The organism is Aminobacterium mobile DSM 12262 (assembly GCF_000526395.1).
Classification (GTDB): Bacteria; Synergistota; Synergistia; order Synergistales; family Aminobacteriaceae; genus Aminobacterium; species Aminobacterium mobile.
In genome coordinates, this window is record NZ_JAFZ01000001.1 from 843383 (window position 1) to 859536 (window position 16154).

17 protein-coding genes, 1 tRNA gene and 1 other RNA gene are annotated in these 16154 nt (G+C 47.0%); 12 read left to right on the plus strand and 7 right to left on the minus strand.

What is annotated here, in order from left to right:
• Positions 1-3 precede the first annotated feature (3 nt).
• From K360_RS0104050 to K360_RS10955, 4 genes are read left to right on the plus strand one after another with little or no spacing between them, the layout of a single operon-like run.
• On the plus strand, positions 4-570 hold the full coding sequence (locus K360_RS0104050) for a D-glycero-alpha-D-manno-heptose-1,7-bisphosphate 7-phosphatase (protein WP_024821911.1): 567 nt from the start codon (positions 4-6) through the stop codon (positions 568-570).
• A gap of 48 nt (positions 571-618) precedes the next feature.
• Positions 619-1674, plus strand: coding sequence for a lysylphosphatidylglycerol synthase transmembrane domain-containing protein (locus K360_RS0104055; protein ID WP_024821912.1), 1056 nt, complete (start codon positions 619-621; stop codon positions 1672-1674).
• A complete protein-coding gene (locus K360_RS0104060) occupies positions 1664-2227 on the plus strand; it encodes a methyltransferase family protein (RefSeq protein ID WP_024821913.1) in 564 nt (187 codons plus the stop codon). The genes K360_RS0104055 and K360_RS0104060 overlap by 11 nt, the downstream gene beginning before the upstream one ends.
• 9 nt (positions 2228-2236) lie before the next feature.
• Positions 2237-2758: a methylated-DNA--[protein]-cysteine S-methyltransferase gene (locus K360_RS10955; protein ID WP_024821914.1), complete on the plus strand. Its 522-nt coding sequence runs from the start codon at positions 2237-2239 to the stop codon at positions 2756-2758.
• 101 nt (positions 2759-2859) lie between these two features.
• On the opposite strand, the gene fabG is transcribed toward K360_RS10955, so the two are convergent.
• Positions 2860-3645: a 3-oxoacyl-ACP reductase FabG gene (fabG, locus tag K360_RS0104070; protein ID WP_024821915.1), complete on the minus strand. Its 786-nt coding sequence runs from the start codon at positions 3643-3645 to the stop codon at positions 2860-2862.
• A 296-nt stretch (positions 3646-3941) separates the two neighbouring features.
• Here fabG and K360_RS0104075 point away from each other — a divergent pair, with 296 nt between their 5' ends.
• The gene (locus K360_RS0104075) at positions 3942-5003 is read left to right on the plus strand and encodes an NAD(P)-dependent alcohol dehydrogenase (RefSeq protein ID WP_024821916.1); all 1062 of its coding nucleotides are present in this window, start codon (positions 3942-3944) and stop codon (positions 5001-5003) included.
• A 50-nt stretch (positions 5004-5053) separates the two neighbouring features.
• Here the strand turns inward: K360_RS0104075 and K360_RS0104080 are convergent, their stop codons facing one another.
• Both K360_RS0104080 and K360_RS0104085 read right to left on the minus strand, forming a co-directional pair.
• On the minus strand, positions 5054-6298 hold the full coding sequence (locus K360_RS0104080) for an NAD(P)-dependent malic enzyme (RefSeq protein WP_024821917.1): 1245 nt from the start codon (positions 6296-6298) through the stop codon (positions 5054-5056).
• Between the two features lie 27 nt (positions 6299-6325).
• Positions 6326-6883 (minus strand): hydrolase, encoded by a 558-nt coding sequence (locus K360_RS0104085; RefSeq protein ID WP_024821918.1) that lies wholly within the window; start codon positions 6881-6883, stop codon positions 6326-6328.
• Between the two features lie 133 nt (positions 6884-7016).
• Here K360_RS0104085 and K360_RS0104090 point away from each other — a divergent pair, with 133 nt between their 5' ends.
• The 4 genes from K360_RS0104090 to ssrA all read left to right on the plus strand — a co-directional run bounded on the left by K360_RS0104090 (position 7017) and on the right by ssrA (position 8701).
• Positions 7017-7658, plus strand: a complete 642-nt coding sequence (locus tag K360_RS0104090) for a hypothetical protein (RefSeq protein WP_024821919.1) — start codon at positions 7017-7019, stop codon at positions 7656-7658.
• Between the two features lie 43 nt (positions 7659-7701).
• Positions 7702-7779 (plus strand) — tRNA-Pro (locus tag K360_RS0104095).
• A gap of 93 nt (positions 7780-7872) precedes the next feature.
• The gene (gene smpB / locus K360_RS0104100; protein WP_034326553.1) at positions 7873-8349 is read left to right on the plus strand and encodes an SsrA-binding protein SmpB; all 477 of its coding nucleotides are present in this window, start codon (positions 7873-7875) and stop codon (positions 8347-8349) included.
• Positions 8350-8701, plus strand: a transfer-messenger RNA (tmRNA) gene (gene ssrA, locus K360_RS11190).
• Positions 8702-8806: 105 nt separating this feature from the next.
• Here ssrA and K360_RS0104115 read toward each other — a convergent pair.
• Genes K360_RS0104115 through K360_RS0104130 form a run of 4 tightly spaced genes read right to left on the minus strand, consistent with a single transcriptional unit; the run spans position 8807 to position 12484 of the window.
• Entirely contained in the window at positions 8807-9517 is a 711-nt protein-coding gene (locus K360_RS0104115) for an ABC transporter ATP-binding protein (RefSeq protein WP_024821922.1), read from the minus strand.
• Between the two features lie 2 nt (positions 9518-9519).
• Entirely contained in the window at positions 9520-10731 is a 1212-nt protein-coding gene (locus K360_RS0104120) for an ABC transporter permease (protein ID WP_024821923.1), read from the minus strand.
• A complete protein-coding gene (locus tag K360_RS0104125) occupies positions 10728-11879 on the minus strand; it encodes an efflux RND transporter periplasmic adaptor subunit (RefSeq protein ID WP_024821924.1) in 1152 nt (383 codons plus the stop codon). The genes K360_RS0104120 and K360_RS0104125 overlap by 4 nt, the downstream gene beginning before the upstream one ends.
• Positions 11876-12484, minus strand: coding sequence for a TetR/AcrR family transcriptional regulator (locus K360_RS0104130; protein WP_024821925.1), 609 nt, complete (start codon positions 12482-12484; stop codon positions 11876-11878). Before K360_RS0104130 ends, K360_RS0104125 begins: the two co-directional genes overlap by 4 nt.
• A gap of 559 nt (positions 12485-13043) precedes the next feature.
• On the opposite strand from K360_RS0104130, the gene K360_RS0104140 reads away from it, so the two are divergent.
• The 3 genes from K360_RS0104140 (at position 13044) to K360_RS0104155 (ending at position 16151) form a co-directional block, all read left to right on the plus strand.
• Positions 13044-13787 carry an SPL family radical SAM protein gene (locus tag K360_RS0104140; RefSeq protein ID WP_024821927.1) on the plus strand — a complete coding sequence of 248 codons (744 nt, stop codon included), beginning with the start codon at positions 13044-13046 and terminating at the stop codon, positions 13785-13787.
• 199 nt (positions 13788-13986) lie between these two features.
• On the plus strand, positions 13987-14382 hold the full coding sequence (locus K360_RS0104145) for a rhodanese-like domain-containing protein (RefSeq protein ID WP_024821928.1): 396 nt from the start codon (positions 13987-13989) through the stop codon (positions 14380-14382).
• A gap of 527 nt (positions 14383-14909) precedes the next feature.
• Positions 14910-16151, plus strand: a complete 1242-nt coding sequence (locus K360_RS0104155; RefSeq protein WP_024821930.1) for an exonuclease SbcCD subunit D C-terminal domain-containing protein — start codon at positions 14910-14912, stop codon at positions 16149-16151.
• Positions 16152-16154 lie beyond the last annotated feature (3 nt).

Here is a 16154-nt window from a genome sequence, read left to right on the forward strand (position 1 = left end):
CTTATGAAGCCGGCGGTTTTTCTGGACAGGGATGGCACTTTAATAGAGCATGTTCCGTATCTGTCTGAAATGAGTCAAATTAAGCTTGTGCCTCATGCTGTTGATGCTTTAAAAATTTTAAGAGATATAGGTTTTAGCATTGTAGTTATTTCTAATCAGAGCGGCGTTGCCAGAGGATATTTTGATGAACCCTTCGTTCAGGCTTGTCATAAAGAAATTGAACGTATGCTTGAGGATGAAGGTGCCTCCATTGATGGATATTATTATTGCCCCCACCATCCCCTTTTTGGGACTCCTCCGTATAAGAAACAGTGTCTTTGTCGGAAGCCGTCCCCTGGCCTGGTTATGCAGGCGGTGAGGGACTTGGCATTGAACCTTTCCTTGAGTTGGGTTGTGGGAGATAACGAACCGGATCTGCTTTTATCTCAAAATGTAGGATGTCCTTTCATATTGGTTCGAACTGGATATGGCAGAACGATGGAAGAGAAGAGTAACGGAGACCTGCCAACAGGAACAGTCGTGGATGGACTGTACGAGGCTGCCCTCTATATACAGTATCTCTGCGAGTGAGATTCAAAGAGGGGTATGAAAAAGGACCCCATGAGAGGTGTGTAACTTTTGACATTACGAAAAGGACTTGTCATCTTTTTAACATTGACTTTCGGCGTGAGCGCTATAGTCCTTCTTTCAAGTGTGGACGAGGAGACAGTTAAAATGCTCCTTTCCGCAAAGAAAATAGCGCTGCTTATGGCTCTCGCCCTCGTATTTTGCGCATGGTGTTTTGATGCGTTACGGTTTTGTGCTATCGCCAGAGCTGCGTCTGAAAAAGTGACTTTTCGCCTTGGGGTTATACTTACATGGCTTCACTACTTCGGCTGTGCAGTCACGCCAATGCAGAGCGGGGGCGGCCCCTTTCAGGTTTTTGTGCTTTACAAACATAAGATGCCTATTGGCAAAGGAGTCGCAATTACCCTTACCCGCACTCTATTAACCCTTTTGTTGCTTGGAATTGTGGTGCCCATCTCCCTCATTCTTGTCCCTGATTTTTTGGGAGAGGGTCTTTTTTTAAAGAGCATATTTACCTATGTGGCTATTTTTGTAACAGTATCTTGGCTCTTGGTAGTTCTCAGCTTGACTCGCCCAAAACTTATGAAAAAGTGGGGGCAAATACTGACTCTTTGGCTGAAAAAAATTGGTCTGGTTAGACCTCGAAAAGTGCTTTGCATTGTTCGTCGAGTGAATCACGAGATCGATAATTACAACGAGAATTTTAGGCTGTTCTTCTCGTCGGGCCTTCCTTACTTTCTTCAAGCCATATTTTTCTCGGCGCTGCACCTGGTCTGCCTTTTCTCTGTCCTCCCCTGTCTCATTTGGGCTGTAGGCCTGCCGGTAAATTATCTCCAGGCCTTTATGACTCAGGCCGTGTTCATGTTCGTCCTTTACTTTATCCCGACTCCGGGAGCGAGCGGTGTAGCCGAAGGTGGAGGAGCGGCTCTTTTTGGATTGTTGGTTCCATGGAATATTGCAGGCATTATGGCAATTCTATGGCGTTTTTTTACAGAATACCTGGCTATAGGGATGGGTACTATTGTGGCTATCCGATTGCTAGGTTGGGGCACGAGCGAGCAAATATTTAAAGAAGAAAGCGAGAAGTGTTCTCATCATGACGCATAACTCATTTCGCGCCAAAGTTTTCCATTTACGAGGGGGGCTGTGGACAGGACTGTATCTCCTCATCCTCTTAGGGGCTCGACCTGTTTGGGGAAGAGTTCTTCCTTCCCTTCTGCTTGTGGCGATAGGGCAATTCTTACGATTTTGGGCTGTGGGATGTATTCAGAAATATCGTGGAGAACAAGTCAAAGCCGACCAGCTCGTTACGTGGGGGCCCTACGCTCTGGTACGAAATCCCCTTTACGTAGGGAACGGCCTTATAGGTCTGGGATGGGCCGTATTAGCAGGGCCTTGGGTTGTGGCGCTCTTCCTCTTCTCTTTTGCGCTCATATATGGAATCTGGATTGTGCCCTATGAAGAGAGCTTTCTTCGAGACAAGTTTGGTGAGCGATATGACGAATATTGCCAAGAGACAGGGCGTTTTTTCCCTGTCGCATGGCCGGAGGATCGCTTAAGAGGACCATATAACTGGGCGACGGTGTGGAAAAGTGAGCGACACTCTCTTTGGGTAACAATAGCTGGAACAGTGGTTTTATTATCTCGTTTCCGGTGGTGATAAAGAGTCATGAAGGTTGTGCAAAGATATGGAGAGATACCGGGAAAACAGTGGAGTCTCCTCGCTTCTCCTCTAGGGAACTGGATAGTGGAGTGGTGTGATGATGGTGTTATTTCTCTTTCGCCTAACGGCAAAAAAGAGTCGGTTTTTTCTCACGCTGTACCACCTGCATGGATAACTGAGGCATGGAAAGCTTTTTGGGAGGGGAACCCCTTCTACATTAACCTCTGCCAAATCGCCCCTCTAGGAACCTTTAGCATGAGAGTATTGGAGATAACATCATGTATTCCAAGGGGAGAGGTGAGAACCTACCAGGAGATAGCTTCCTTGGCAGGAAATTCTTATGGCGCTCGTGCGGCAGGAAATGCTCTCCGGCGAAATCCCTGGCCTCTTTTTGTCCCCTGCCATCGAGTTATACGTAAAGATGGAAGACTCGGTGGGTACGCCGGCCCCAGCGGCACGGATTTAAAACGCCGCCTCCTTCAATATGAAATGGTGCCTGGTTTGAAAAACAGCCACTGCTCGTCCTGATAACGGAGAACAGTGGCTGAAAACGTAAGGTTATTTATTTCTCAGTAGGTATTTTCATAGTCGCGCCGCAACAGCGAGATTTGGCCGTTAAATGCTACTATTTATTTCTCAATGGGTACTTCCATAGCATCGGAGGATTCTGGTAAAATTTGCCCTCCATCAACGACAATAGTCTGCCCTGTAATAAATTTCGCCAGGTCAGAGGCTAAAAAGACCATGGCGTTTCCTATATCTTCAGGTTTTCCTAAAAATCCGAGAGGAATAGATTTCTTCATGGTGTTATAGTATTCCTCTCCCATACTGAGCAGCCCTTCAGTCTCAATGTTCCCTGGCTGCACGGCATTGATCCTGATGCCGTATCGGGCAAGCTCTATTGCGGCAGACCGCATAAATCCGAGCTGGGCGGCTTTAGTTGCCCCATAGTGACTCCATCCAGTATATCCAGTAACGGGGCCTGTAATGGAAGATGTAATAACAATATTGCCGCCCCCCTGCTTTTTCATATAGGGAATACACTCTTTAACAGCCAAGAACATCCCCTTCACATTAACTGTATTGATATAATCCCATTCCTCTTCTGACATGTTCTCTATAAGGGACATGGGGAATATTCCTGCATTGCTGCAGAGAATGTCTATTTTCCCATGCCTTTCTATTGCAGTATCTACCATATTCTTAATATCAGCGGCTTTACTTATATCAGCGACTATATAGGAGATAGCGCCGAAATTCGATAGCTCTTTAACTGTGTTCTGGAGATCTTTTTCTGTCCGACCTGTGATGATAACAGTAGCTCCATGATTTAAAAAGGTTTTTGCTATCCCTTTTCCAATACCTTTGCTAGCTCCAGTGACAACCGCGAATGCCCCTTCGAGAAGACGCTCCACTAAAATCGCTCCTTCCATAGTTTTGATAATTTATTCACATATAAAAGTATAGCATAAATTTGAATAAAAGTTAAAGGAAAATACAATACAAATCACAAAAATTCCAATGCACAGCGTAGAAAAAATTGAGCATAGAATATAGAACAAAGAAAACATTTTATATAAAAAGATAATAAAAATATTTATTTTTATTGCCAATATATATTTTTTTGTTATAATGACACATGGGGTTGTGTGAATGTAGTAACGATTTCATGAAGTTGAGAGGTGTTAAATCTAGGAAGGAGGATTACGTTATGAAGGGGTTTGCTATGTTGGGAATTGGTAAAACAGGTTGGATTGATAAGGACAAGCCAGTTGCCGGTCCTTATGACGCTATAGTCCGTCCTATCGCTGTTTCTCCGTGTACATCAGATATCCACACCGTTTTTGAGGGTGCGATTGGAGACAGAAGAGATATGATACTCGGGCACGAAGCAGTTGGGGTTGTGACGGAGGTTGGGGCGGAAGTCAAGGATTTCAAGCCTGGAGACAGGGTTATTGTTCCTGCCATTACTCCTGATTGGCGTTCCATTGCTGTACAGAGAGGCTTTCCTCAGCACTCGAATGGTCTTCTTGCCGGATGGAAATTTTCTAACTTCAAAGATGGAGTTTTTGCGGAGTTCTTCCATGTAAACGATGCTGATATGAATCTTGCATTGCTACCTGATAGCGTTTCCTCCAAAGCTGCTGTTATGATTACTGATATGGTAACCACCGGATTTCATGGAGTAGAGCTGGCGCAGATTGGGTTTGGAATGAGCGTTGCCGTTTTAGGCATTGGGCCAGTGGGGCTTATGGCAGTAGCTGGATCCGCCCTTGCTGGCGCTGGACGTATTTTTGCGGTAGGAAGCCGGCCCAAGTGCGTAGAAGTTGCCAAAGCCTATGGCGCTACAGACATTATTAATTACCGAAATGGAGATATTGTAGAACAGATTATGGAGCTCACCAATGGAGAAGGCGTGGACAGAGTTGTTGTAGCCGCCCCTGGAATTGATATGATCAAGAAGGGCGTTAAGATGGCAAAACCTGGCTCTGTCATTTCTAATGTTAACTATTATGGAGAAGGGGAAGACCTGTTAATCCCTCGGTTGGAGTGGGGATGTGGCATGGCCCACAAAACTATCAGAGGCGGCCTGTGCCCTGGAGGACGGGTTCGTATGGAGCGTTTGGCCTCCCTCGTTGAACATGGTCGGTTAGATCCGTCCCTGTTGCTTACTCATGAGTTTAAGAGTTTCGATAAAATGGAGGAAGCCCTTCTCCTTATGAAGGATAAACCAAAAGATCTCATTAAGCCTATCGTAGTTCTGGAAGATTAGAACTGAATTTATACTGAAAGTGGGGGCGTTTATTGGCCCCCACTCTTTTTTTACATCCGAAGTAAGTATCCTCCGAAAAGTCGCTGCCATGTATCGTCGTAAATCTTTTTTGGGGGGACGGGTTTTCGTGCCAACCCTTCCGTTATGGCGGCCTGCGCTACAGCTTCCGCCACCCGCGGGGCCGTTTCGTCTGAGAACAGGTCTGGCAGAAGGTGTCGCTCGTTCAGACGCCGTTTGTCTACTTCGCTTGCTACAGCTTGAGCAGCTGCGATGAGAATATTTTTATTCAGCCCTGTAGCGCGAACGTCCAGCAATCCCCGTACAAGGCCTGGGTAAATATAGAGGTTTGGCATGGCGTTATAGGCTGCTGTCGTCAATCCCATAGCGATAATAGATGCCCCGGCAGCCTCAGCTTCCTCCCACGTGATCTCCGGCGTAGGCATGGACAAGGCGAAAATAATGGGTTTTTTGTTCATGGTTTTGATGAAACTGGGTGGGAGTGTTCCTCGAGAGGAAAGGCCGACATACACGTCAGAACCTTTTATGGCCTCTTCCAGCCCGCCACGAAGTTTTTCAGGATTGGTGCGCTCTGACATATTTTGCTGTATGTGATTCATAAAAGGATTGTTTGCCCCAAGAATTCCCTTGCTGTTCAGAACTATTACGTTGGGAACACCCACGTAAAGAAGCATATCTGCCACCGCTATTCCCGCAGCGCCAGCTCCTTGTATAACCACTTTGATTTCAGTTATTTTTTTACCCACCACGGCCAGCGCATTGGTGAGAGCGGCCAGGACTACAGCTGCCGTGCCCTGCTGATCGTCGGAAAAGACAGGGATCTCAATGGATTGCAGCGCTTTTACAATATCGAAAGTGGCAGGGCTTGAGATATCTTCAATGTCAATAGCTCCAAAAGAAGGGGCTATGTGGCGGGCAAACTCTATAATCTCGTCTGTTTTATGAGTTTCGATACACATAGGAATGGCGCTAATATCTCCAAAGTTTTTGAAGAGAAGGCTTTTCCCTTCCATAACAGGAAGGGCCGCATGTGGCCCAATATCGCCCATGCCTAGCACGGCCGTTCCGTCAGAAATAATGGCGAGCCTGTTCCCTCTCCCTGTATATTCATAGGTTCGGTCATGATCTTCCTGAATCTCTAAAGCAGGGTAAACGCTTCCTTGCGCATAGGCTATAGCCAGATCGTCCTCGTTCCGAATGTTGATAGTCGGGTACGTCTTTACTTTCCCGCGAGCTCTTCGATGAAGCTCCAATGCTTTCTGTCTATCGACAGACACAACAATCCCCCCCTCAGTGGGCGTCTTTTATTCTTTGAATAAAGGCAAAAGAGCCTTGAATTCCGGAGTTCCAGACCTCTTCATCAGCTGATAAATCACGGTCTCTGTAGGAACAACAAGAGCACCTGCCTGAATCATAGTCTGCAAAGCCATCTCATGATTATCATTCTTTCTACTGCCGCAGGCATCGGCTGCAAGCCAAACCGAGAATCCATTCCTCAATAAGTCCATAGCTGTGGCTAAAACGCAGATATGACTTTCTATACCCCAAAGGACAACTTGTTTCCGTTTATGCCACTCTAATTCTTTCACAAAACCTTCTTCATCGCAGCAAGAAAAGTGAGTTTTTTCGAAAGCGGGAGCGTGACCTTCAAGGACTTCCAAAATATCACTGTCTGTTCTGCCGAGCCCTTTCGGGTATTGTTCCGTATAGACGAGGGGGATCTTGAATACAGCAGCCGTCTGAAGGAGACGGAGAGTATTGGCTTTCACCTCACGATCGTTGGATATAGCTGGAAGAAGTCGTTCCTGGATATCTATGAATAGGAAGAGGGTTTCCTGACAGGATAGTTTAGAGAGATTCATCTTATTCCTCCTTAATATTGGAATTTTTCTCTTGTACCATAAAAAATATTGTAATATAACTCGTGTAATCAGACACACTTTATGTTATGCTTCTCCTCAATAACGTTTGATTTGTACTTTTGGAGGTACTCGAATGACAAAGCCTCAGGGCGAAAAAAATAACAACGGATCTGAACAGTGGACGGTGCGCGATGTTTTGGTAGCCATGTCTGGTAAGGGATATCCGGCCTATCTGCTGAAGTTTATAACAGACATACAGCTTTGGATGGAAGATATTCTGTCTGGAGAGGAATGTAAAGAAAGCGAAAGAGATATTTTGATGCCGTACCTAGAGGAACCCTTCGAGGTGGATATGGATAATTTGTACTCCCGCCTCGAATGGATAGATCAGTTCGCCGACTTGATTCCGTCTACGCGAAAACCTTCGGGACATTGTGATGCGGTAGTGTTGGCATTAGGGCCAGCTCAGTTTGAGGATGGAATTCGCATGGCTATTGACTATGCCTCTCTTTTTGGCCGTGAGGTGTGTCAGCGTGTCTGGCTTGTGAGCGATAGCTATATGATTAGCGACCTTCTTCGTTATTCGGCCCATATTAAGGCTCTTTTCAATCAGGGGATCGTGTTCCGCTTTGTTATGGTAACCCCATGGGGATGGACAGAAATCCCTATAGGAGAGGAGACACATCCAGGCGGTCGCTTGAACTGGAGGAACCTCCGCAAGGGGTCTCAGGAGGCTTCAAATGGCCCGAATGGTGAAGACGATCGGGCTCGATAAGGGGTTTGACTGGCTGATCTCTGCGTGATACAATCTCGCCGTTCGGGGCGTAGCGCAGTCTGGTAAGCGCGCCTGGTTCGGGACCAGGAGGTCGGAGGTTCGAATCCTCTCGCCCCGACCATAAATAAAAATAGATCCTGGCTGATATGGCCAGGATTTTTTTTAAGGGAAAAATTTAAATTGACTAATGCTGACTATTTTGCTAAAATCCGCAATGGAGGGAAATATTTTGGCTATCGATAAAATTGCGGTTAATAGAAAGGCACGCCATGATTACTTTATCCTCGATACTTTTGAGTGCGGTATTGTACTTACAGGTACCGAAATAAAGTCTGTGCGTGCGGGTAGAGTAAATTTAAAAGACAGTTTTGCTATGATCCGCAACGGAGAACTTTGGCTTATAGGAGTGCATATTTCCCCTTACGAAAAAGGAAGTTACTATAACCATGAACCTGAACGAGATCGAAAGCTATTGGTGCATAGAGCTGAGATTGTTCGGTTAAATAGTAAGGTTCGCGAAAAAGGTTTAACCCTCGTACCCTTGTCTCTCTATATGAAAAATGGACGGCATGCTAAAGTTGAACTGGCTTTGGCGAAGGGTAAGGCCGAACACGATAAGCGTGATGCCATTGCTGAGAAAGATGCAAAACGGGCGATGGCCCGGGCTATCAGGCGTGATGGAAGAGATTAAGGGGGCGACTGGTTTCGACGGCAAGATGGAGGGTCTGGAAGAGCGAGTCGAGGACTCCGCAACCTCGCTAAACGGCGGAACAACAATAAACGTCAACAATAATAATTACGCACTGGCTGCTTAGTTCAGCCACGTCTTCAGTAGATCAGTCACCGGTCTGCTGAAAGGCGTCACAATAAGGTGAATGCCTCGCGGAGAGTGTCTCTGGCTTTGCGAGAAAGACAAGGGGGCTTGGGAGCGCAGAATCCTGTTCCTGGGAGTCTGCATCCGACACTAAATCAGGAACTACACTCGTAGGGCTTCCATGGCTGGCCCTTGTCGGACGGGGGTTCGATTCCCCCCGCCTCCACCAATTATAAAAGACAAACCCGTCTCTTTGGGGTATTCCCAGGGTGGCGGGTTTTCTCTTTCTTCTCTCTGCACCGCCTGGTAGTTAAATGGCTTCCTTGGGAAGCTTTCACTCAAAGCTGCGCCCTTGACCTTCCTCTTCATAGGTTACTCCGTCACGGATGTGATAAATGCGCTTAAAGGTGGGGATTATTTTTTCATCGTGGGTAACCACAATAACGGCAGTCTCGAACCTTTGGGCCATATCGTTCAAGATTCTGATGACCGCCAGCGCACGCTCGCTATCAAGTGGGGCAGTCGGTTCATCGGCCAATATTACCGGCGGGCGATTGACCAAGCCGCGTGCAATGGCTACTCGTTGTTGTTCTCCGCCAGAGAGTTGAGAGGGCATGGCCTTGGCGCGGTGCTCCACATCAAGCGCTTTTAACAATTCTATTGCTTGTTGACGCGCTTCGGCGTTAGGTTTCCCCGCCAGCATAGGCAGCAGGGCAACGTTGTCGGTAACATCTAGGAAAGGAATCAGATATGGCGCTTGAAATACAAAGCCGATACGGTCTCGACGTAGCGCGCGAAGATCTTTGATTTTCCAGCCATCGTGATAAATAACATCATCCCCGAGCATCATTTGCCCGGCAGTCGGCTCTATCACAGCCCCTAAACATTTAAGCAACGTGCTCTTGCCGGAACCTGAAGGTCCAATCAGCCCAACAACTTCGCCTGGCGCAACATGCATGTTTACCATCTTCAATGCGTCTACAGCAGTATCGCCACTCCCATAGCGTTTTCTTAACCCCGAGATGCGAACGCCTTTACCCGTCATATTTAACCTCCTATGGCTTCAGCCGGATCGACCTTAAGAGCGACACGAATGGCTATAATGCTCGACAGAATGCAGATCATAATCACGGCGATAAAACCAAGGACTGAATCGAGAGGCTCTAGCAGCACATATTTGGGGAAAATAGGTGCCATCAACAGGGTCGCCGAGATCTTCCCAACCACAAAACCGATCAAGCCCAGCGCGATGGACTGTTGTACGATCAAACCGATAATGGTGCGATTCTTTGTGCCGATCAGTTTCAACACTGCGATTTCTCTTATTTTCCCAAGTGTCAGCGTGTAGATGATGAAGGCGACAATAACCGAGCTCACAATCGAAAGAATCACAAGGAACATCGCAATTTGCTTTGCCGAGGTGGCGATCAGCTTGCCGACAAGAATTTCCTCCATCTGATCTCGAGTGTAGACCGTCAAGCGCTTCCAGCGTCGGATCGATTCAGCCACTTCTTCTGGAGCATGGCCTGTTTCAATCCGAACTAAAATCGCATTGACGTAGGGGTTGGTACTTTGCGAGGCAATAACCGTATCAAGTAAACCAGGCATTCCAGGCTGGTTAAAAGCTGGATTTTCAGCTGTGCGTCGGCGCTGTTCTCGGATGGCGTCATTGTCTTTTAAAAACTGGGCTTCTTGGGCATCTTTAAGCGGGATAAACACCATCGGATCACCATTAGAAGAAACCATCCTCCTGGTCAGGCCGACCACGGTGTATTGGTTACGACGGATCTGGATATGTTCACCAAGTTTAAATCCCGAGGCGATATCAGCAACGGCCTCGTAATGGCTCCGAGTGATCTGACGTCCTGCTACAAGATAGGGTGGCCAGCCCGGCGTTCCTGCTTCTCCAGGTGTGACGCCGGTAACCATGACGCGCACATCTCTTTCTTCTTTGCTTTTGCGCACCTGCATAGTGAAATAGGTGATGTTCGCTGTCTGTTTCACTCCCGGCATGCCTCGTATCTCGCGCCAGATGTCGTCGTAGATGCTTGATGATTCAGCATAAGGACCAAGCGTGTCTTTCTGTACTACCCAGAGATCAGCACCGCTGTTGTCGAGCAGCACCTTAGCGTCATCCACCATGCCACGATAGATGCCGGCCATGGATAATGTAACGCCAATCAGGAGTCCAAGTCCCATGGCGGTAAAGACGAACTTTCCCCAAGAGTGCATGATATCTCGCCCTGCCAAACTGATCATTGCGTTACCCCCGGGATATGATCAACGATGCGAATTCGGCGGCGTTCGTTCAATGCGTTTTCGCTATAGATCACTACCTGGTCACCAATCTTGAGCCCTTCTTGTACCTGTACGAGGCCCTCCAAATCAGCGATTCCTAGTGAAACTGGAGTAAAACGAAGGTCACCATTTATGACTTGCCACACGCCTAATTTGCCATCAATATGATGAATGGCGGCGTTAGGGACAACTGGAGTTTCCGCAAGCGTTGGTAATGTAATCGTGACTTCGGCCAGTTCGCCGATTGGCGGCATAGGATCGGGAATGTGGTCGAATACAACTTTGGCCAATACTTCCTCAGTTACCACATCTGCCAATGGCTCGACTCGCAGAACACGCCCTGTTTGCAGTTCACCTGCCTGGGAACGCAATGTGATCTGGGCTGATAAACCGGCGGCAAGACCTCGCGCACGAATTTGATCGAAGCGGACGTTGACCCACAGTGAGTACGGGTCGATCAATTCCACGACAGCTTGACCAGCAACTACGGTGGTTCCTGGATCGGCATTACGTGAAATAATCAATCCGTCAACTGGTGCAATCAGAGACAAATTACTGCGCTGCGCCTCTAGTGCCTCCCGCTCGGCACGTACACGGGAAAGCTCCTCACGTGCTGCAGTTAGCGCTGTTTCCGCAACCAACAGCTCTTGTCGTTTAGTGTCTGCTATCTCCTCACTGGCGAAACCCGCTTTAAGTAACTGCTCGTAACGTAAAGCCTGTGTTTTGGCATAATCCTTACGTACCTGCGTTTCACTTAAGAGAGCCGTTGCTCGCTTCAGGGTGGCATTTTGAGCCTTAATACGCTCATCAAGATCCACCGGATCCATTTCGCCAAGCGCTTGTCCCGCCTTGACATGTTCACCTACGTGTACATCCAAACGTTCGACCCGGCCCGCGAACGTTGGGCCAATCTTGTAGGTGTAACGAGCCTCAATGGTTCCAATACCGAATAGAGCAGGAGAGAGGCTCTTATTCTCGACTGTGGCCAACACAATTGATACTGGAGCAAGTGGCCCCGAACGCAAGGCCACATAGACAAAAAGCGCAAATAGAGGCACAAGTACAGCTATCAGTGCCAGTGTGCGTATTTGGAAAGGCAATTTTTTCATAGTGTATTCCTAATGCCTCGCTGGTAGATGCCAAAAACTTTTGGTGCATTGCGGCGCATATGGCTCACATCTCCAGCTATTAACGATTGCATGACCAACCCTTGAATAGAGCCTACGAAAAGTGTAGCTGCAGCTTCGCTATCAAGCTTCCCGTCAAGCTCTCCACAGTTTTTACCTTGTTCAAAGAAATGATTGAGGCGCTCTTTATAACGCATGGTAAGCGTTTGTGCCATCTGCTTGGGAACGGTTTCTTCAGAACGTTGCAATTCACAAAATAGCATACGTGGAATACCAGGATGCTCTGTTATAAAGTCCACATGTGCCATAAACATGCTTTCAAGAGCGGCGAGAGGAGAGGCTTTTGCGTGTACCGCCTTGTCGATGCGAGACATTAATCGCTCGGCTACCCATTCCATAACTGCTCGTAAGATGGCATCCTTGTTGGGGAAATAACGAAAAAGTGCACCTTGAGTCAATCCCATGTGTTTGGCTATGGCGGCTGTGGTAATTTCGCTCGGATTTTGTTCGCCAGCCAACTCGATCACCGCTTCTACCGTCATCACCCGTCGTTTCTCTCCCGAAAGATATTTGCTTGATGAGCTCATGTAAACCTCCATAAAAAAGTAATTAATTACTATTTTTTATCATGAAGGGGGGATTTGTCAAGCGTTTTTTAAACCTATTGTTGCTGGAGGGTGGCCTTCTTTGCGATCTGCTCCGCACCTTTTTCAGCACATTTCCATTTCTTTCAGTCAGCGGCATAGCATTTTGAGCACGGTGTATAGCCTTTTGCTTTTGCTTCCCAAAGTAAAACTTTCGATTTTTGTGAGATCGAACCGTTCTTGGCTTCAAGAGTTGGTGTCGATATGTGGACTTTCAGTCGAGCTTTATGGCAATATTATTAGGTTTATTGTGGTGTTGCGCGATTATTTTTTGATTCAGCTTTCTCAAATCCCCTCGTCTCACCGGATAGAGCTTTGTTGTTGATTAAGGTCGTGCGATAATCTTTGCAATAGCGTTTTTTTGTTAGGCGTCTTTTGCAAACGAGGGGTGGGGCAATATGGATTCTAAAGATAAGGTATGGGCGCATGTTCTAAACTTGGAAGATCTCGACGGTAGATTCCCTACCAGTAGTGCAGAATCCACGCACGTAAGAAGGTTTTCATGATTATTCGGGAGATACACGCCAAGAGCATTCTTTCAGCCTCAAAAATTTACCCTTATGTCATTAACCCCTATGTCGGCTGCCAACATGCCTGTACATACTGCTATGCCCGGTATATGAAAAAGTTCACTGGTCACAAGGAACCATGGGGTACGTTCGTTGACGTGAAGGTCAATGCTGCAGAGTTGCTGCAAAAAGAAATACGCAAGAAAAAGAAGGCGACAGTTTGGATCAGCGGTGTCTGTGACCCATATCAGCCCTTAGAGAAACGGTACGAGCTCACCAGGCAATGCTTGCAGATATTGTTTCGCGAAGATTGGCCCGTGGTGATCCAGACCCGATCTCCTTTGGTTCTTAGAGATATGGATATACTCAAAGAAGCAAAAAACGTGGAAGTAGGGCTTACTATAACAACTGCAAATGACGATATAAGAAAATTGTTTGAGCCTGCCGCGCCATCTATACCAGAGCGAATCAACGCTCTTATTGAATTACATCGGCAGGGAATCCGGACCTATGCAATGATTGCCCCGATTCTTCCAGGTGCGGAAAAACTGATTAATCTGCTGACAGAGGCTGTTGACTACATTTTGGTGGATCGCATGAACTACCACTATGCGGATTTTGTCTACAAAAAATACAGTTTGGAAGAGTATATGACGGAGGAATTTTTCGCTCGGGTAAGCCAGCAAATCAAGTCAGATTGCTTCCGTTTGGGTATTGAGTGCTCGGTAGTTTTCTAAGGAATGCCCGATCATAGTAGTTGCGTGTACTTACTACAGGCACTTTTGCTGTTTGGGTGTTCGCACTCATTTGGTCAGAATTGCATAGGCAATCCGTTCTTTATATATAAAATGTTTTTGTTATTGAAATCTCTTTTTTTTTAAATTATTATTGATATTGATTATCGTTATCTAAGTACTTATAAAAGGAGGTTTTGTTTTGAAGACCATCGAAGAGGCAGTTGCGGTTTATTTTCAAGATCTTAAAAAAGGATGCAATAATCTTATCAGTTGCGACCAGTTGAAAGAGCTTATGAGTAGAGAAGATGTTTATATTCTTGATATTCGGAAGCCAGAGGATTTTGAAAAAGAACATCTGGAAGGCGCTATCAATGTTTTTTGGAGTGAGGTAGGAGATCATCTGGATGAAATTCCGAAAGATAAAAAGGTGGTTGTCTGTTGCTATTCAGGTCAATCTGCAGGGCAAGTCGTGTCTCTTATGAGGTTGTTAGGTTATAATGCGTGCTCTCTAAAGGGTGGTATGCAATGTGATTTGACCTACCTACCTTTAGAAGCACATTGCTGTGACATACAAACAGAGACGTGTTCGTCTTGAGGCATTTAGATATATTTCTCCGTGGGAGAAATGAATAAACACATTGTTCAGCACCTCAATGTTAATCAATAGCTAAGTAATTTGAGAGGAATGGGTTCGACACTTCGGTGCTTAGGCGCTTGGGTACCATCGGGCTCATTCCTTTTTTATTTGTTTATAGCCCATCTTTCTGCCTCGCCGGAAATAACTTGAGGTACAATATATATTAATTTGCATATTTGGTGCGTGTTTACGTCTTTGCCATGTGATTATGCCTTTATCACGTGCTCGTGCCTGTGGCGGCCTGGACAAAAATATGCGTAAGAAGAGGCTGAGAATGTAAAATCCTCAGCTATAATTCAAAGAGAAACCGTGGCTGGTCCCGTTGGGGCGGTGCTGGCGGTTTCTTTAGTACTGTTTGTGGTGGCATATTCGACTGACTCGATTACTCTGGCAGCTTCAGCTACCTTGGCCGCGACGGCTTTGTCAGCAGTTTCAGCCGCATCAGCAGAAGAGACTATTTCAATTACTTCACAGGAGGAAGCCCAATGAAGATTCTCCATACATCAGACTGGCACCTGGGACGCTCCCTTTACGGGCGCAAACGCTACGACGAGTTTGCCCAATTTCTAGACTGGCTCGGCACAACTATCGAAGCCGAAAATGTCGATGCACTGCTTGTCGCCGGAGATGTTTTTGACACGAGCACCCCCAGCAACCGCGCTCAGGAGCTTTACTACAACTTTCTCTGCACAGTCTCCCGTTCCTGCTGCCGGCACGTTGTCATCATTGCGGGAAACCACGATTCCCCCTCCTTTCTGAATGCCCCCAAAGAGATTCTCAAGGCCCTGAACGTCCACGTTGTGGGTTCCATAACAGATAACCCTGAAGACGAAATTATCGTACTGAGAGATAGGACCCAAAAGCCGGAAGCCATCGTCTGTGCGGTTCCGTACCTTCGGGATAAAGATATTCGCGTTGTCGAGGCTGGCGAAACAATTAAAGACAAGAATGACAAGCTCATCGAAGGCGTTGCAAATCACTATGAAGTCGTCTGCCACATCGCAGAGCAAAAGCGCGCCGAACTCAAGGAGAGTAGCGACATAGACATTCCTATCATCGCTATGGGGCACCTTTTTACGGTCGGGGGCGCAACGGTGGACGGAGACGGTGTCAGAGAGTTATACGTCGGTTCTCTGGCTCATGTGGCGGCCGACCGCTTCCCTCCATCCATCGACTATTTTGCGCTGGGACATCTCCACGTCCCTCAGCGTGTGGGAAATACTGATCACCTCCGTTACTGTGGCTCTCCCATCCCTATGGGCTACGGTGAGGCCCGTCAAAATAAAAGGGTGATTATTGTTGACTTCAACAGCACGATGCCAGACGTTCGGGACATTCAGGTTCCGTGCTTTCAGCCTTTGGAACGCATCGTGGGTTCCCTTGATGAAATAGAGTCGAGAATTGAGGAACTTAAGGGACAGGGCAGCTTTGCGTGGCTTGAGATCGACTATACGGGCACGAGCATCGTGGGGAATCTGCGGGAGGTCATGGAAGAGGCCATCTTGGGCAGTTCCATGGAAATTAGGCGAATAAAAAACAGGCAGGTTATGGAAAATGCCACTCTGGCTCTTGAGGAAAACGAGACCCTCGACGATCTGACAGTGAACGACATTTTTGAACGCTGCCTCGACGATCACGATGTTCCTCAGGAAGAGCGGGAAGAGCTTGTCACAGCGTACAACGAAATAGTCAGGTCTCTTTATGAAGACGACGTTAATGCGGAATAAGAG

What these genes read in the sequence shown, in the direction of transcription:
- K360_RS0104090 (WP_024821919.1), top strand. Translation starts at nt 7,017, where the DNA reads ATGACAAAGCCTCAGGGCGAAAAAAATAACAACGGATCTGAACAGTGG.
- K360_RS0104050 (WP_024821911.1), top strand. Translation starts at nt 4, where the DNA reads ATGAAGCCGGCGGTTTTTCTGGACAGGGATGGCACTTTAATAGAGCAT.
- K360_RS0104155 (WP_024821930.1), top strand. Translation starts at nt 14,910, where the DNA reads ATGAAGATTCTCCATACATCAGACTGGCACCTGGGACGCTCCCTTTAC.
- K360_RS0104125 (WP_024821924.1), bottom strand. Translation starts at nt 11,879, where the DNA reads ATGAAAAAATTGCCTTTCCAAATACGCACACTGGCACTGATAGCTGTA.
- K360_RS0104115 (WP_024821922.1), bottom strand. Translation starts at nt 9,517, where the DNA reads ATGACGGGTAAAGGCGTTCGCATCTCGGGGTTAAGAAAACGCTATGGG.
- K360_RS0104130 (WP_024821925.1), bottom strand. Translation starts at nt 12,484, where the DNA reads ATGAGCTCATCAAGCAAATATCTTTCGGGAGAGAAACGACGGGTGATG.
- K360_RS0104060 (WP_024821913.1), top strand. Translation starts at nt 1,664, where the DNA reads ATGACGCATAACTCATTTCGCGCCAAAGTTTTCCATTTACGAGGGGGG.
- smpB (WP_034326553.1), top strand. Translation starts at nt 7,873, where the DNA reads ATGGAGGGAAATATTTTGGCTATCGATAAAATTGCGGTTAATAGAAAG.
- K360_RS0104075 (WP_024821916.1), top strand. Translation starts at nt 3,942, where the DNA reads ATGAAGGGGTTTGCTATGTTGGGAATTGGTAAAACAGGTTGGATTGAT.
- K360_RS0104120 (WP_024821923.1), bottom strand. Translation starts at nt 10,731, where the DNA reads ATGATCAGTTTGGCAGGGCGAGATATCATGCACTCTTGGGGAAAGTTC.
- K360_RS0104140 (WP_024821927.1), top strand. Translation starts at nt 13,044, where the DNA reads ATGATTATTCGGGAGATACACGCCAAGAGCATTCTTTCAGCCTCAAAA.
- K360_RS10955 (WP_024821914.1), top strand. Translation starts at nt 2,237, where the DNA reads ATGAAGGTTGTGCAAAGATATGGAGAGATACCGGGAAAACAGTGGAGT.
- K360_RS0104085 (WP_024821918.1), bottom strand. Translation starts at nt 6,883, where the DNA reads ATGAATCTCTCTAAACTATCCTGTCAGGAAACCCTCTTCCTATTCATA.